The sequence below is a fragment of the Bacteroidales bacterium genome, from assembly GCA_031275285.1.
Lineage (GTDB): Bacteria > Bacteroidota > Bacteroidia > Bacteroidales > UBA4181 > JAIRLS01.
This window is the reverse complement of sequence record JAISOY010000140.1, coordinates 1-15,938: the sequence shown is the minus strand read 5'-3', so window position 1 is coordinate 15,938 and position 15,938 is coordinate 1. Positions and strand designations below refer to the sequence as shown.

Here is a 15,938-nt window from a genome sequence, read left to right as displayed (position 1 = left end):
CTGATCTGGACTTTTATTCTCACCATGGTATGGGAGTTTCCCCTATTCTGTACAACGACCTGTTGCTCTTAGCTGTCAATCACAGCAACAGGGAAGAACCTAAAGGACTTGGCTGGACTGACCCATGGGATAAATCATATCTGCTGGCCCTTGATAAAAACACAGGGAAAGAGCGTTGGCGTGGAATGCGGGGTATGTCGCGTATTGCACACGCTACGCCCGCTGTGATGCAGGTCAACGGCAAGGATCAGATCATCAGTCCGGCAGGTGATGTGATTCAGGGATTCGACCCGGCCGATGGAAAATTGATCTGGACTGTCGCCAATAGCGGCGAACCGTGTGTACCATCAGTTGTTATCGGGGATGGTCTGGTTTATTCGTCTACAGCAAATCGTTCCCCGATCCGTGCAGTTCGTCCCGATGGCCAGGGAGATTGTACGGCAACCCATATTGCCTGGGAGCAAACCGGTTATACCCCGATGATGTCTTCGTACTTGTATATGAAACCGTTTCTGTACACATGTCCGGACAACAGGGTCTGTTGTCTGGATGCTGCTACCGGTGAGTTTCTCTGGCAGATCCGGTTAAGCGGCGGACAATTGAACCCGTCACCGATCTATGCCGACGGGAAAATTTACGTTCTGTCGGAACGGGGAACAACCACTGTGTTGAAACCTTCCGATGATCCGAAGAAACCGGCGGAAATCATTGCGACAAACGAATTGAATGAAATGAGCCGGGCATCGATTGCTGTTGCAGGGAAACAGTTGATCATTCGTACTGCCGGTCAGCTCTGGTGTATTGGAAAATAAAGAGTTCCAGGGTTGAAATTCAAAGTTAATCTTAAATTTTAAATTTTAAATCTTGAATTTATAAGTTTTGGAAAATAAAAAAAGCCCGATCGAACGCCGTAAGTTTTTGCGGACAGTTGGTTCCGTCATTGCAGGAGGTGGTATTCTTGCAGTTACCGGAAAGCTGGTTGCAAAAAGTGCTGGTGAAGAATCCACCCTCCTGTGGCAGATCGATCCCACAAAATGTACCCAGTGCGGGAGATGTGAGACTCATTGTGTCCTGCCTGTTTCGGCGGTCAAATGTATTCATGCCAATAAAGTATGTGGGTATTGCGACCTGTGTGGCGGGTATTACCGTTCCAACGTAAAGGAACTGAATACCGCTGCAGAAAACCTGATGTGTCCTACGGGAGCGATCCAGCGTAAATATGTGGAAGATCCCTATTTCGAATACACCATAGACGAAAGCCTCTGTAACGGATGCGGCAAATGCGTAAAAGGATGCAGTTCCTTTGGTAACGGATCGTTGTACCTGCAGGTGAAACGAGAACTCTGTACGGACTGCAACGAATGTAAAATCGCTACCGTATGTCCGGCAGACGCTATTACACGTGTACCACAAAATCATGCATATAAACTGAAAGATTAATATAATTCAACATTCCGGATTCAAAATCAACTTCGTTGAGCCCTTTGGGGTTTTGAATCTTGAATTTTAAACTTTAAATTTTGAATCTTGAATTTTAAACTTTTCTCCATATTATTGCTTCTGTCCACAGGCTTTGTGTCTGCTCAGAACCGGTTTCCCAAACCCGATTTCGAATCCGGATACCAATATCCCGAACTCATATACCCGGTACCGAATGAAACCCTGTGGACCACCATAGACCTCATCCTGCTGGTGGCTCTTATGAGTATTGTAGCATGGGCGATCATTAGGAAACGTACCCGGAAACCTGTCATATGGGTATCTGTCATTTCAATCGCTTATTTCGGTTTTTTCCGTAGCGGGTGTGTCTGCAGTATCGGTTCCGTCCAGAATGTATCCCTGGCTCTCGCGGACAGTTCATATGCGTTACCCGTATCTGTTTTGCTCTTTTTTATCCTGCCCATCCTGTTTACCTTTCTGTTCGGAAGGGTATTCTGTGCAGGAGTATGTCCTTTCGGAGCATTACAGGAAATAGTCAATATCAGGAATTACAGGTTATCCAAAGCCGTTACCACCATATTAGGTATCATTCCATGGATATACCTTATTTTTGCCATATTATACGCTATTACCCGGAGCAGTTTCATCATCTGCAAATTCGATCCCTTTATCGGGATATTCCGGATGGGCGGTGACCTGGGGCTGATCATATTCGGCGTTCTCCTGCTCATTGCCGCTATTTTCACCGGTAGGCCCTTCTGTCGCTTTATATGTCCTTACGGCGCATTGCTCAGTATTTTTTCACGCGTCTCCATATGGAAAACCCAGCTAACCGTCAAACAATGCATCAATTGTGACCTGTGTCACAATGCTTGCCCCGTGGACGCGATCAAGCCGCCTTACGACAACAAGGTAAAGGAAAGCAGGCAGCAAGGGGTCAGGAGAATATTGAATTATTTTGTATTACTCCCCCTGATGATCGTTGCCGGAGCTTTATTCCTGCGTGTTATCAGCGGCGAACTAAGCCGCGTCAATAAGGATGTTCGCCTACACGACATGGTGATGCAGCATGAAGCGAATCCGCAGGATGTACTTTCACTCGAACTGGAAGCCTTTTACGGACAGGGAAAAAGTATCGAAGAATTGACGGAAAAATATGAAAATATACAGGCAGAATTTAAACTATACGCAACCGTAGCAGGTGCCCTTATCGGACTGGTCATTGGACTCTCGCTTATCGGACTTTCGGTGAAGCGGACCCGCAAACAATACGAAATAGACGATTCATCCTGTGTCAGCTGTGGGAGATGTTTCAGTTACTGCCCGCAAAATACCGGACAAAACCCGGAGAAATTTCAAGGTTTGAAAGTTCAACGTTCCGAGTTTCATACTCCAAGCCAGCCTTGAATTTTGAATTAAAAAAATGAAAACAAGAAAGTTTTACATGATAATTTTGACAATATTGGATTGCTTTTAATAAATCAGATGAACTCAAATTAGGCATGGCAAAAAATAAAAAAATATCTGTTCAGGGCATTGATATTGTCTTGTACGAAGACAAGGAAAAAGATTTTTTTTCCCTGACGGATATTGCTCGTCATAAAGATGCGGCTCATACAGACGATATCATTAAAAACTGGATGAGAAATCGAAATACAATTGAGCTTTTGGGGTTTTGGGAAACAATTTATAACCCAAATTTTAAACCCGTCGAATTCGACGGGTTTAGAAAACAAGCAGGATTGAACAGTTTTGTAATGACACCCAAAAAATGGATAGAAAGCACCCATGCAATTGGAATCATCTCTAAATCAGGAAGATATGGAGGAACATTCGCTCATAAAGATATTGCGTTAGAATTCGCGTCTTGGATTTCTATAGAGTTTAAACTCTATGTGATAAAAGAATTCCAACGATTAAAGGACGATGAAAATAATCGCTTGCATTTGGAATGGAATTTACAACGCACCATATCGAAAATAAATTATAAAATTCATACTGATGCAATCAAAGAAAACCTGATTCCTAAAGAAATAACCAGTCAACAAACCAGTATTATTTACGCAAATGAAGCTGATTTATTGAATGTTGCTTTATTTGGAATGACTGCTAAGGAATGGAGAGATTTAAATCCTGATAAGAAAGGTAATATTAGAGATTATGCAACATTAGAACAATTAGTCGTTTTGAGTAACATGGAGAGTGTAAATGCTTTGCTGATTCAACAAAACCTATCACAAGGAGAAAGATTGAAACAACTGAATAAGGTCGCAATTGCTCAGATGAAATCTTTACTCGATAACAACGAGATAAAACAATTGAAGTAGAAAACAAAATGGAGAACAACCAACAAACAGAAGTTCCGGATTTTAAAGTTCAACGTTCCGGGTTTATCTTTGATGAACTCGCAAGCTCGGTTCACACTCCAGCCAACTTTGAATCTTGAACTCAAAACTTTGAACTTTGAATTTTTGAACTTTGAATTATAATAAATGAAAAGAGCCATTCTAAGAAATATCGCCATCGTATCGGCCGTTTTTATCGTCACCCTGTCGATCATGTTAATTACCAATTATTTTCAGATAAGAGGTACCACTCCTCTTCAGACTGAAGTAGTGGAAACCCTGAAACAGTTGAACGATGCCAATGCCAATAACCCTGTCCTGCAGGAACAGATACGGCAATTAGACCTCCTTTCCCGGAAAGCTTATTTTGTGCGTTGGGACAGCCTGATATCAGGAATTTACATCCTGTTGGGAATGCTGGTCGTATTCATTGTGTGTGTCCGTCTTTACTATTCCGGTTATAAAAATATTCCCGATAAGGAGATCGACCCTATCGATGAATGGGCGATCAAATCCAAGGCACGCAGGTATATAGTCTGGGGCGTTTCCGGGCTTGCGGTCGCCGCTTTAGTCTTTATCGTAATGTCATCGCCTTACCTTAGGGAAATAGGAACAAAGCCGGATGCCGGATCCGAAGTCATTGCAGTAACAGAAACCGGGCATACCCCGGAACCAACGGAAACAGGTGATACCACTCCTGCGGAAGAAACGATGAATTCGGAAACGTCCGCAGAACCAACGGCAGAAATCGTTACTTCAACGGAAACGACAGAACCGGAAACGAGTTCCTCAACAGCTGCTGCAGAGCCTGTAAAAGAGCCGATAGCTTCACAACCGGCGGCATTAAGGGTTACCCATAATGCTTTCAGGGGGAATAACTCGAACGGGATTTCTTCCGCAAGAAGCATTCCCGTTAAATGGGATCTGGGCAGCGGCGCCAATATCTTATGGAAACAGGATATTCCGCGTCATGGATATAATTCTCCCGTGATCAACGACAACAAAGTCTTCTTTACCGGAGCTGACGACCAGACACGTGAACTTTACTGTCACGACCTGAGTACCGGGGAAAGGTTATGGACGCTTGCCGCTACGAATATACCGGGTTCACCCGCCCAGGCTCCCAAGACAACCGATGATACCGGACTGGCGGCGTCGACGGTAGTTACCAACGGGAAACAGGTATGCGCCATTTTCGCGACAGGCGATATCATTTGTGCTGATATGGCCGGAAACCGGCTTTGGGCAAAGAATCTGGGAGTACCCGACAATCACTATGGTTATGCCTCTTCCCTGAACATCTTTAATAACATGGTCATCGTACAATACGACAACCAGAACGCCCCGAGGATCATGGCCCTGGATATTGCCACAGGTGCAGAACGTTGGAATAAAGTCCGGTCGGAAAAGGTGACATGGAGTTCTCCTGTTATAGCCCATGTGAACAATACCCCGCAGCTTGTCTTAACCGGTACTCCGGCCATTGTAGCCTATAACCCCAATACCGGCGATCAACTCTGGCGGGTGGAATGCCTCACGGGAGAGGTCGGCGCCAGCGCATGCAGCGCCAACGGCGTGGTATACGGCGCCAGCGAGTACTCCAAACTGGTAGCCATTAACGCTGCCGACGGAAGCGTGATCTGGGAAAGTACCGAATTCCTGCCCGAAGTATCCAGCCCGGTAGCGACAAAAGACAACCTCTACCTGGCAACAAGCTACGGGATGTTCGTCTCCTTCGATACCGGAACAGGTGAACTTCGCAAAGAACATGATCTGGGCGTGGAATTTTACTCTTCACCCATGATCGCCGACGGGAAAGTATTTCTTTTCAGTAATAGCGGAAAGATGCATATTTTCTCGGCTGATAATGATTTTAACCTGCTCGATTCGTTCGAGACAGGCGAAAAAACCTTTGCCACCCCTGCTTTTACCGATGGTAAGATGGTGGTGCGCACTGAAAAGAGTATTTATTGTGTAGGAAACAAATGAGTTCAACGTTCAACGTTAGCTTGAACCCGGAACCCGGAACTTTGAATTTTTGAACCTTGAACCTTGAACCTTGAATAAAAAATATGTCTTGTAACCATAATATAACCGAAGCCCGGGAGGCGATGAAAGGCAAAGTCGATACCATTATCGACCGTATTGGCACATCGCGTAATATCATCATCCCGCTGTTGCAGGCTTTGCAGGAGGAATTTAGTTATCTGCCTGCAGAAGCCATTGAACGTATCTATGAGCGTACTGAGATAGACAGGGCGCAACTGATCAGCGTTTCCACCTTTTATTCCCAGTTCAGGCATATACCACTGGGTAAGCATCTGGTAAAAGTATGTACCGGCACAGCCTGCCACGTGAAAGGAGCTGGAAACGTATATGATGCATTTGTCCGCGAACTGAAGATAGAAGAAGGTAGTGTAACCAGTCCGGACGAACTTTTTTCCGTTGAGAAAATAGCCTGTCTGGGATGCTGTACGCTGGCACCCGTTGTGCAGATCGATGAAAAAATATACGGGCATGTACTTCCCGGAAGAGTCAACGAAGTGATCGAAGACTTCCTTGCGCTACAGGGAGAGAAGGACAAGGAAGATGCCCGGCAGGAGTTGCGGCATGTCGCCGGGGAAATACGTCTGGGAATGGGTTCCTGTTGCATGGCCAGCGGTTCATCCGATATTTATAGCGAGTTGAAAACGGCTTCCCGACAGTTGGGGATCGACGTCAATATTAAGCCGGTAGGGTGCGTGGGTGTTTGTAATAAAGTGCCACTGATCGATGTTGTCATGCCCGATGGGAACATTACCCGCTATCCTAATGTAAAAGCCGCGGAAATCAAGGAAATATTACATCATCATTTCAAGCCGGCAGGTTATTTCAAACGACTGAAAAACAATCTGCTCAATCAGGTGGATACCTTCCATACCGATATCACATGGGATAATGTGATTTGGAAAAACGAACACGAGCGAACCGGGATCATTGATAGTTTCCTTTCGGGACAAAAGCATATATCAACGGAAGGATATGGATTTCTGGCACCTCTGAATATCGACGAATATATTACCTATAAAGGTTTTGAAGCGTTGAAGGATGTCCTTACCCGGACAAAGGACGAGGTAGTACAGACTATTTTGAAAAGCGGTATCCGTGGACGCGGCGGCGGCGGATTCCCTACAGGTAAAAAATGGGAAATAGTAGCCGGTGTTGACAAAAAGATAAAATATGTCATTTGTAACGGTGATGAAGGTGACCCCGGGGCATTCATGGACCGTATGATGCTCGAATCATATCCTTTTCGTGTGATTGAAGGAATGATCATTGCCGGGTATGCCGTTGGTGCCGCTAAAGGGATATTTTATATACGTGCGGAATATCCGTTAGCCGTAACCCGTATCCGTACAGCGCTTGAGATCTGCCGGGAAAAGAACCTGATCGGCGACAACATCGCCGGAAGCAATTTCTCATTCGATATCAGCATCTTCGAAGGAGCGGGAGCATTCGTTTGTGGAGAGGAAACCGCCCTGATCGCATCTATCGAAGGCGAACGCGGATTCCCCAGGCAACGTCCGCCTTATCCGGCTGTGGAAGGGCTGAACGGATGTCCCACACTGGTAAACAATGTCGAAACATTGAGCCAGATACCTTACATTGTCAGCAGGGGAGCCGGCAATTACAGTATGGTGGGAACCGAAGGCAGCAAGGGAACCAAAGTATTTGCATTGGCGGGAAAGATCCGGCATGGCGGACTGATCGAAGTACCCATGGGCATCACATTGAATCAGATCATCGAAAACATCGGCGGCGGTGTGGAAGGAGGCGAAAAACTGAAAGCCGTCCAGATCGGTGGACCTTCCGGAGGTTGTATCCCGGCACATTTGTGCGATGTACAGGTTGACTTTGACGCTTTTAACCAGATGGGCGCCATGATGGGTTCGGGTGGCCTCGTTGTACTGAGCGAAAGCGACTGCATGGTGGATGTGGCCCGTTATTTCCTCAGTTTCACATGCGACCAGTCGTGCGGGAAATGTACTTTCTGCCGGGTAGGCATACGCAGGATGCTCGACATCTTGGATAAGATATGCAGCGGGAAAGCAGATATGTCCGATATCGGAAAGCTTGAAGAACTGGCCCTGAATGTAAAAAAAGCCTCGCTTTGCGGATTGGGAAAAACAGCCCCCAACCCAGTTCTCACCACACTGAAATATTTCCGCGAAGAATACGAAGAGCATGTGAATGGCATCTGCAAAACAGGCACCTGCAAGGAAATGGTAAAATTCGTTGTTACCGATGAATGTATCGGATGCACCAAGTGTGCCAAAGCATGTCCTGTAGACGCTATTCCTTACACACCGTATGAAGTCCATTCCATCGATGTTGAAAAATGCGTATTATGCGGCTTATGTATCGATGAATGTAGTTACGATGCCATAAAAAAAGTACCGAAAAATATGGAAGTTCAAGATTCGAAAATTCAAAATTCCGAATTACAGATTCAGAGTTAAAATTACCAGTTAAAATATTTGCGATATGAATAAAACAAATTCAAAATTCAAAATTCAAAATTTAAGATTTAAGATTAACTTCGTTGAGCCGTTTCCTTCGGTGAACCCTTTGGGTTTAGGAGTTCAAAATTTCAAATCCGGAATCCGGAATCTTGAACCCGGAATCTTGAATCTTAAATTCATCTTTTTTCTTCTCCTTTTCTCCTGTAATCTGAGTGCACAGCAAAACGTCATCACTTTCGATTTCGGCTCTTATGCCGTTTCGCTTCTTTCAGAAGGGCAGAGACAGGGTAACACCGGCATCCTTATCGGCGCTACCGATGAAATGTTGAAAGAATGTGTTCCTGACGGTAAATTTCCGAATGCTACTAATGTTTTTCTGGTAGAAACGGGCGAAAAAACTATTCTTTTCGATGCGGGATACGGGCGAAACCTGTTCGACAACCTGAAAAAACTGAAAAGATCGGCAGACGATGTCGATATTGTAATATTGACCCATATGCACGGCGATCATATAGGAGGGTTGCTACGCGACGGGAAAAAGAGTTTCCCCAAGGCTATGCTCTATATTCCCCGACCCGAACATGATTACTGGATGAGCGACAAAGCCGGAAATTCCGCCAACGCCCGTAAAGTGATAGAGATGTATAAAGATAAACTGCAGCTGTTTGAACCCGGAACGATTGAAAAACCTCAGGAGTTGATAAAAGGTATCAAAAGCGTTGCCGCATACGGTCATACCCCGGGACATACCGGCTACCTGCTTGAATCGGACGGCTCCAAACTCCTGATCTGGGGTGACCTCACCCATGCTATGGCTATACAGATGTCTTATCCGCAGGTCGCCGTTACCTATGATGTTGATCCACAAATGGCTGTAAAATACCGGCAGGAGATATTGAAATATGTTTCGGAAAATAAAATACCGATAGCAGGCATGCACATACAATATCCCGCTATCGGCAATGTAAGAAAGAAAGCATCCGGCGGATACGAATTCAATTTAATCTGTGAATGCGAAGGAAGATAACCCCCGAACGGAGTTCGGGAAGTTCAAGATTTAAGGTTCCGGATCTAAAATTTGGAATCTTAAATCTTGAACTTTGAACCTTTTCCCCGAAGGGGGAGAATTTTAATAACCGTGGGTGAGGAACGTAGCCCACGGAAGAAAATGCGAAATATAAACTCAGCCCCGAAGGGGTTGAATAAGTAAAAATAGGATATTATGTCAAGTTATCGTCAGATTTTATACCACATCGTTTTCAGAACAAAAAACAGTGAAAGGACGTTGAACCTTGATAATATTGAACTGTTATTTCGATATATTCATGGCATCATAAAACAAAAAAACGGTGTCCTGTACCGAATCAATGGAATGGATGAGCATATTCATATTTTATCGGATTTACATCCGAGTATAGCTTTGGCGGACTATATCAGGGATATTAAAACCTCAACCTCCCTTTGGCTGAAACAACAAACAGGATTTGAGTATTTCAAAGGATGGGCAGACGGATATGCAGCGCTGACTTATTCTTTTCAGGAAAAAGAAATGATTGTTAATTATATAAGGAATCAACAAAAACACCATAAAAAAGTGTCTTTCAAAGATGAATACCGTCAGTTATTGAACGAACACGGAGTTATAATTGATGAAAAATATTTTTTATGAAAGATATTATTCAACCCCTAAGGGGCTGCATTGTTGTTGCGGGCTTTTCCGCGGGTTGCTACCCACGGTTATTTATATTCAGCCTCTTCGAGGCTTTTAAGATATGAATAAGAAAAATCAGGATTTGAACTTTGAATTTAAAACATGAACATCACCATCAATAACCATACGATAGAAGTCCTTAACGGCGAAACCCTGATAGAAACGGCACGCCGGGCAGGTTACGATATTCCTTCGTTATGCTATGCCAAAGAGGCAAAACATAAATCGTCCTGTATGGTCTGTGCCGTCAAGAACACTGCCACCGGACAAGTCATCCCTTCTTGTACCACCATTCCCACGGAAGGTATGAGTATAGAAACGGAAAGTGAAGAAATACGGCTGGTGCGTACCCTGTCGCTGGAATTATTGCTGAGCGATCACCGTGCGGATTGTGAAGCACCCTGTTCCATGGTTTGTCCCCAGGGGCTCGATATAGAACGGATGCTGGCCTTCTATGACAACGGCCGCCATCAGGAAGCCCGTAGTTTACTGGAGGAATCCTTTTCCCTACCTGAAATTGCCTGCGACAACTGCAAAGTACCCTGCGAAAAAACGTGCCGACGGGGAACGGTCGACAAAGCTGTACCCATACGCACGATCATTAGGGAACTGGTAGGAATGGAAACGTCGAACCCGGCTTCGGATACACAAAAAGTCGTGCAGAAGACAGACAAGAGTATTTTCCAGTCCCGTCTCGGCAGGTTTACTATCAGGGAAAAAGAACGCCTGAAAACAACAACCGTAACCCCTTCCGGATGTCTACATTGCGCATGTGCCGGAAGATCGGACTGTAAATTACGCGTTTATGCCACAGATGAAAAAATAAAACGGTCCCGTTACGATTTAACATCGGCGTTACCGGCCATGGAAAGAATGCACATCAAAGGAGATATGTGGTTCGAGCAGTCTAAATGCATCCGCTGCGGAATATGTGTCTATAACAGCGATAACGGATTCACCTTTAAAGACCGTGGATTCGGCATGCAGGTAATCTTACCCGAAGAAAACCGGGAAAACATCAGTGAAGAACTGGCCGGACTCTGTCCAACAGGCGCGATATACCGAACGGAGTTCGGATTCGACATTCAAAATTCAAGATTCAAAATTCCGAATTTAAAATCTTGAATCTTGAATACGGAATTTTAAATTTTACAGCATGAAAAAGATAATATACATATGGCTGATGGTTCTGCTTGCAGGTTGCGGGGGAAACTCCGGTCCTTCAAAAACAGATATGGACTGGCCATTATTCAGGGGAGATGCAGCCCTCAGCGGTTATACAACCACCCGGTTACCTAAAAATCCGACCCTGTTATGGACCTATAAGGGAGATGCCCGTACGGTATCTTCCCCTGTCGTCGATAAGGGAACCACCTACTGGTGTGATAAAAGAGGGCATATCCTGGGCGTCGATATCAATGGCAAACCGGTTTTCGAATACCATCTGGAAACAGCTGTTGAAGCTACTCCCATGATCTATGATTCCGTACTCTATGTCGGGCGTATCGATGGTAATATGACGGCCATTTCGCTTGCCCGTAAAGATACCCTGTGGAATTACGAAACCATGGGACAGGTTTCGGCGTCCCCGAATATAGTGGATTTTGAAGGCCGGAAAGCCGTTATTTTCGGAAGTTACGACAATTACCTGTATTGTGTCGACTATAACAACGGGAATGAGATCAGCCGGTTCGAGTCGGGATATTATCTGAACGGGGCTGTTGCGCTCTGGAAAGGGCATGTTATTTTCGGTGGGTGCGACTCGTGGTTGCGCATTATCGACTGCAAAACCGGTATCCGGACCGATTCGTTACTGTTGGACGCATACATTCCCGCTTCCCCGGCAATCATGGGGGATTATTGTTATGTAGGCGACTATTCGGGAAATATATACAAATTCATTCTGGAAGACGGGAAATTTGCCCGTTGGAAAAAGATCATAGAATCAACGGATGATAACACTTCTTTTGTATCCGTTCCGGCTGTTACCCCCGAATTCCTGTACATACTTTCGAGCGACAGGCACTTATATGCGATTAGCCGGAAAAACGGGAAACAGGAATGGAAGTATATGCTGAAAGGAAACGTAGGAGAAAGTTCGCCCGTAGCCTGTGATGATCAATTGATCGTATGTACGAAAACCGGTATCGTCTCTATTCTGGATGCCGTTACCGGAGAACTGGAATGGGAATATGACACCGGGGAGCAGATCGTCGGTTCGCCAGCCGTTATCAAAGATCATTTCTTTATCCTGACAGCGAAAGGCACATTGTTTTGTTTTGGAAAACGTAAATAATTCAAAATTCCGGATTCAAGATTCAAAATTTAAATACGGAGCTCTGAAAACCAAAAAGTTCACCGAAGGTAATCTTGAATCTTGAATTTTAAATCTTGAACTTTAAATAAAAAACATGGGTACAGCGAAAAGTTTCGAAGAATTGAATATCTGGCAAATAAGCCGGGAATTCTGTAATGATATATTCCGAATCACGAATTATGATTTATTCTCGAAAGATTTTCGGTTAAAAGATCAGATTAAGTCATCATCGGGTTCAATCATGGATAATATTGCGGAAGGATTTGAACGAAGCGGAAATAAAGAGTTTGTACAGTTCCTATACATTGCGAAAGGCTCATGCGGAGAGACACGTTCCCAGTTGTATCGTGCACTGGATTTTAAATACATCACTGAAGAAGAATTTAAAGGTTTAAAAGAAAAGACAATTCTAATATCACAAGCTATTGGAGGCTTTATCAATTATTTAAAACAATCTGAATTAAAGGGAAGTAAATACAAATCTTAACATTTCGAATTCAAAATTCCGGATTCAAAATTCAAAATTTTAAATGCGGAATCTTGAATCTTGAACTTTGAATTAGAAAACATGATCACATTATCAGAGATAAAAAAATCTTTCCGTGACGGTGAAAATCGTCTGAACCATGTGCTTCGCGGAATAAATCTGGAAGTGGAAAAGGGGGAATTTGTAGCTGTTAAAGGCGCTTCCGGTTCCGGTAAGACAACCCTGTTGTCCATACTGGGGACATTACTGCAACCCGACGAAGGTAGTTACCTGTTGGACGGAAAGGAGATGACCGGAAAAGGTACGGATCATTCATTTATTCGTAACAAACAGATTGGCTTTGTCTTTCAGGATCATCGCCTGATGCCCCAGTACACAGTATTGGAAAATATCCTGCTTCCCGTACTCGCATATGCACCACAGGCCGGCAAGGAAGAAACGGAATATGCGCATCGCCTCATGGAACTGACGCATATCTCCAACCTTTCAAATCAATATCCCGACACCCTTTCCGGAGGTGAAGCAAGCCGGACAGCCGTCTGCCGGGCATTGATCATGAAGCCGCTGTTAATTCTGGCCGACGAACCGACCGGGCAGTTGGATGCTGAAAATGCACGAAACATCGCCCTCCTGCTCTCGGATATCAACAAAAGCCTCGGTACAACGATCATTATGGTGACACATTCCGATGAAACCTCTGCCACAGCACACCGGATTCTCATGCTCAACGAAGGAATGTTAAAATAAATAGTTCAATGTTCCGGGTTCAAAGTTGACTTTGAACCCGGAACATTGAATCTTGAATCTTGAATCTTGAACTTTTTGAACTTTGAATTTAAAAAATAGAAATAGAAAGTTTTTCTTCCGTTACTACAGGTTGGTATCGTTGGCCGTAGTTATTACAGTAGCTGTTATTACCGGTAGTCTGGTTGTGGGCGATTCCGTGCGGGCGACGCTTGTCAGGCGCGTGGCGGAACGGTTGGGAAACACAGAAACCATTATTTTCTCCCGCAATTCCTTTATCGACAAGGAAATTCTGAACACCCCGCTGTTCAAGGTACCTTCTGCAAGGGGTATTCTGTTGACCAATGGTTTTGTATCCCGTTCCGGGAAACTGCTTCCTGTGTTCGTATGGGGTGTCGATGATATGTCCGTTCCCAGGGGTAGCGCACGGGTTAATCCGGCACTTGCCGGAGAACTGTTGGTGAATGCTCCGGAAGACCTTGTACTTCGCCTGCCTGCTACGGGCATGGTTCCGTCGGGTTCCCTTTTTGTGACGGAGAACTATACCACGAGTCTGCGCCTGTCCTGCGACAGAATTGTCGATGTAAAAGAAGGCGGGAATATCAGCATGAAAAACGAACAGGTGATTCCCTTCAATATCTTCGTGAATCAGGATGAACTAGCCGAAACCCTGGAAACGGAAGGAAAAATAAACCTGATACTGGACAGTCGTCATATTTCTGCCGGAGAACTGGAAAATGTGTGGAACTACAGTCATTCAGGCATGGCGGTCAACCGGAAAAACGGCTTTACAGAAATTACTTCCGACCGCGTGTTCCTGCAGGAAAAGGTGGTAGAAACCATTAGCCGGAACAATCAAAATACCAACCGTTTATTCTCCTATCTGGCCAATTCCATAGGACGACAGGGCATTTCCATTCCTTATTCTTTTGTAACCGCAATGGATACCTACAAGGGCGAATCCTTACCAAAGGACGGGATCATCCTGCCGGATTATTCGGCAAACCGACTGCATGTCAAAGCCGGTGATACCGTTGAAGTGAGTTATTTTATTTCAGAAGATTTAAAAACCCTTTCGACCAACACATTAAAGTTCCGCGTGTGGAAAATCCTACCGTTAGCCGATTTTCAGAACGACAGTACATTAAGCGCAGATTTCCCCGGCCTTTCCGATGTGGAACGATGTACAGACTGGGACAGCGACCTGCCGATCGATATGGACCTGATCACCGCCGAAGATGAAGAATACTGGGAACATTACCGCAGTACACCTAAAGCCATTATTCCTTATGAGGCTGTAGCCGGGGATTGGGGAAATGCCTACGGAAATGCAACCTCTATCCGCATTATGGATGTATATCCCGATCTTTCAGGACTTCATCCCGACATGTTCGGGATCCAAACAGTCTACCCACGTGAAGCAGGGTTGTATGCAGCCCGGAATGGCGTCGATTTTTCCAGCCTTTTCCTTGCACTGGGATTCTTTATTATCGTTTCCTCCATTCTTTTGATGATGGTTCCCTTATCCGAAATGCTCTATAAAAGGAAACAGGAGATCGACCTGCTGAAAGCCCTCGGATTTACCCGGAAACGCATTACCCGGATGCTTTGGTCGGAGTCTGCGCCCATCGTACTGGTTTCGTCCGTTGCAGGTATTATCGCCGGATTGCTGTACACAGCGCTGATCATGTGGTTGCTCGGAACCGTCTGGAAAGGAGCCACACAAACCGGTGGGTTCTCGGTCTATCCCGGATTTGTTACCCTTCTGGCCGGATTTATTATCGGCATAGGATTATCCCTGTGGATACTCAGGACTACGATCAAACGTTCCCTGAAAGATAAGCCATATTATGCCGGACGGATAAAGCTGTCGCTCCGCACGAAAAAAGTATGGGTGATCCTTTCCGGGATAATGGCCATACTCATCATGATCCTCAACTTTTTCATTTTACGTTCCGTTACCCTTTTTGTGATCGTAGGGATCATCCTGCTTGCAACCGCTGCCTTATGGGGCGATTATCTCGTATGCAGGAACGGGTTGACCCGTGTTGGTGGCTTTCGTTCCGGAAAAATGGTATGGGCCACACTCTTTGCTGGAAGAAAACAAGCCATGTTATCTTTCTTTGCTCTGGCTACAGGTGTTTTTATCGTCTTTTCTGTCGGACTGAACCGGAAAGGGTTTGCCGACAGTTCGCAAATACGCACCGGGACGGGCGGATATTCGCTCTGGTGCGAAAGTAGCGTTCCTATCTATCATAACATGACTACCCAGGCCGGCAGAGAAAAACTGTCGCTTACAACGTTACCTCCCCATACGGAAATACTACAGTGTTTGCGTTACGGGGCAGATGATGCCAGTTGCCTGAACCTGAATAAAGTAACTACTCCCACC

13 protein-coding genes are annotated in these 15,938 nt (G+C 45.1%); all 13 read left to right on the top strand.

Translation table 11 applies throughout. From position 1 onward, the window contains the following. On the top strand, positions 1 to 812 hold an 812-nt coding region (locus LBQ60_14360), incomplete at its 5' end, for a PQQ-like beta-propeller repeat protein (protein ID MDR2039103.1). A 67-nt stretch (positions 813 to 879) separates the two neighbouring features. Continuing rightward, positions 880 to 1,440, top strand: a complete 561-nt coding sequence (locus LBQ60_14355; GenBank protein ID MDR2039102.1) for a 4Fe-4S binding protein — start codon at positions 880 to 882, stop codon at positions 1,438 to 1,440. Between the two features lie 87 nt (positions 1,441 to 1,527). After that, on the top strand, positions 1,528 to 2,847 hold the full coding sequence (locus tag LBQ60_14350) for a 4Fe-4S binding protein (protein MDR2039101.1): 1,320 nt from the start codon (positions 1,528 to 1,530) through the stop codon (positions 2,845 to 2,847). 95 nt (positions 2,848 to 2,942) lie between these two features. Next, the gene (locus tag LBQ60_14345) at positions 2,943 to 3,767 is read left to right on the top strand and encodes a KilA-N domain-containing protein (GenBank protein ID MDR2039100.1); all 825 of its coding nucleotides are present in this window, start codon (positions 2,943 to 2,945) and stop codon (positions 3,765 to 3,767) included. A 165-nt stretch (positions 3,768 to 3,932) separates the two neighbouring features. Further along, the gene (locus tag LBQ60_14340; GenBank protein ID MDR2039099.1) at positions 3,933 to 5,774 is read left to right on the top strand and encodes a PQQ-binding-like beta-propeller repeat protein; all 1,842 of its coding nucleotides are present in this window, start codon (positions 3,933 to 3,935) and stop codon (positions 5,772 to 5,774) included. A gap of 83 nt (positions 5,775 to 5,857) precedes the next feature. Then, positions 5,858 to 8,284 carry an NAD(P)H-dependent oxidoreductase subunit E gene (locus LBQ60_14335; GenBank protein MDR2039098.1) on the top strand — a complete coding sequence of 809 codons (2,427 nt, stop codon included), beginning with the start codon at positions 5,858 to 5,860 and terminating at the stop codon, positions 8,282 to 8,284. A 166-nt stretch (positions 8,285 to 8,450) separates the two neighbouring features. After that, positions 8,451 to 9,314 (top strand): MBL fold metallo-hydrolase, encoded by an 864-nt coding sequence (locus LBQ60_14330; GenBank protein ID MDR2039097.1) that lies wholly within the window; start codon positions 8,451 to 8,453, stop codon positions 9,312 to 9,314. Between the two features lie 195 nt (positions 9,315 to 9,509). After that, entirely contained in the window at positions 9,510 to 9,956 is a 447-nt protein-coding gene (tnpA, locus tag LBQ60_14325; protein ID MDR2039096.1) for an IS200/IS605 family transposase, read from the top strand. Positions 9,957 to 10,100: 144 nt separating this feature from the next. Continuing rightward, entirely contained in the window at positions 10,101 to 11,123 is a 1,023-nt protein-coding gene (locus tag LBQ60_14320) for a (2Fe-2S)-binding protein (GenBank protein ID MDR2039095.1), read from the top strand. A gap of 31 nt (positions 11,124 to 11,154) precedes the next feature. Then, positions 11,155 to 12,294, top strand: a complete 1,140-nt coding sequence (locus LBQ60_14315) for a PQQ-binding-like beta-propeller repeat protein (protein ID MDR2039094.1) — start codon at positions 11,155 to 11,157, stop codon at positions 12,292 to 12,294. A 115-nt stretch (positions 12,295 to 12,409) separates the two neighbouring features. Then, positions 12,410 to 12,802 carry a four helix bundle protein gene (locus LBQ60_14310; protein MDR2039093.1) on the top strand — a complete coding sequence of 131 codons (393 nt, stop codon included), beginning with the start codon at positions 12,410 to 12,412 and terminating at the stop codon, positions 12,800 to 12,802. An 81-nt stretch (positions 12,803 to 12,883) separates the two neighbouring features. Next, positions 12,884 to 13,549, top strand: a complete 666-nt coding sequence (locus tag LBQ60_14305; GenBank protein ID MDR2039092.1) for an ABC transporter ATP-binding protein — start codon at positions 12,884 to 12,886, stop codon at positions 13,547 to 13,549. Between the two features lie 82 nt (positions 13,550 to 13,631). Then, positions 13,632 to 15,938: ABC transporter permease (locus LBQ60_14300; GenBank protein MDR2039091.1), on the top strand; the 2,307-nt coding region annotated here is incomplete at its 3' end.

Excerpts from the sequence above, each read along its gene's own strand:
- LBQ60_14345 (MDR2039100.1), top strand. The coding sequence starts at position 2,943 with ATGGCAAAAAATAAAAAAATATCTGTTCAGGGCATTGATATTGTCTTG.
- LBQ60_14340 (MDR2039099.1), top strand. The coding sequence starts at position 3,933 with ATGAAAAGAGCCATTCTAAGAAATATCGCCATCGTATCGGCCGTTTTT.
- LBQ60_14335 (MDR2039098.1), top strand. The coding sequence starts at position 5,858 with ATGTCTTGTAACCATAATATAACCGAAGCCCGGGAGGCGATGAAAGGC.
- tnpA (MDR2039096.1), top strand. The coding sequence starts at position 9,510 with ATGTCAAGTTATCGTCAGATTTTATACCACATCGTTTTCAGAACAAAA.
- LBQ60_14320 (MDR2039095.1), top strand. The coding sequence starts at position 10,101 with ATGAACATCACCATCAATAACCATACGATAGAAGTCCTTAACGGCGAA.
- LBQ60_14315 (MDR2039094.1), top strand. The coding sequence starts at position 11,155 with ATGAAAAAGATAATATACATATGGCTGATGGTTCTGCTTGCAGGTTGC.
- LBQ60_14310 (MDR2039093.1), top strand. The coding sequence starts at position 12,410 with ATGGGTACAGCGAAAAGTTTCGAAGAATTGAATATCTGGCAAATAAGC.
- LBQ60_14305 (MDR2039092.1), top strand. The coding sequence starts at position 12,884 with ATGATCACATTATCAGAGATAAAAAAATCTTTCCGTGACGGTGAAAAT.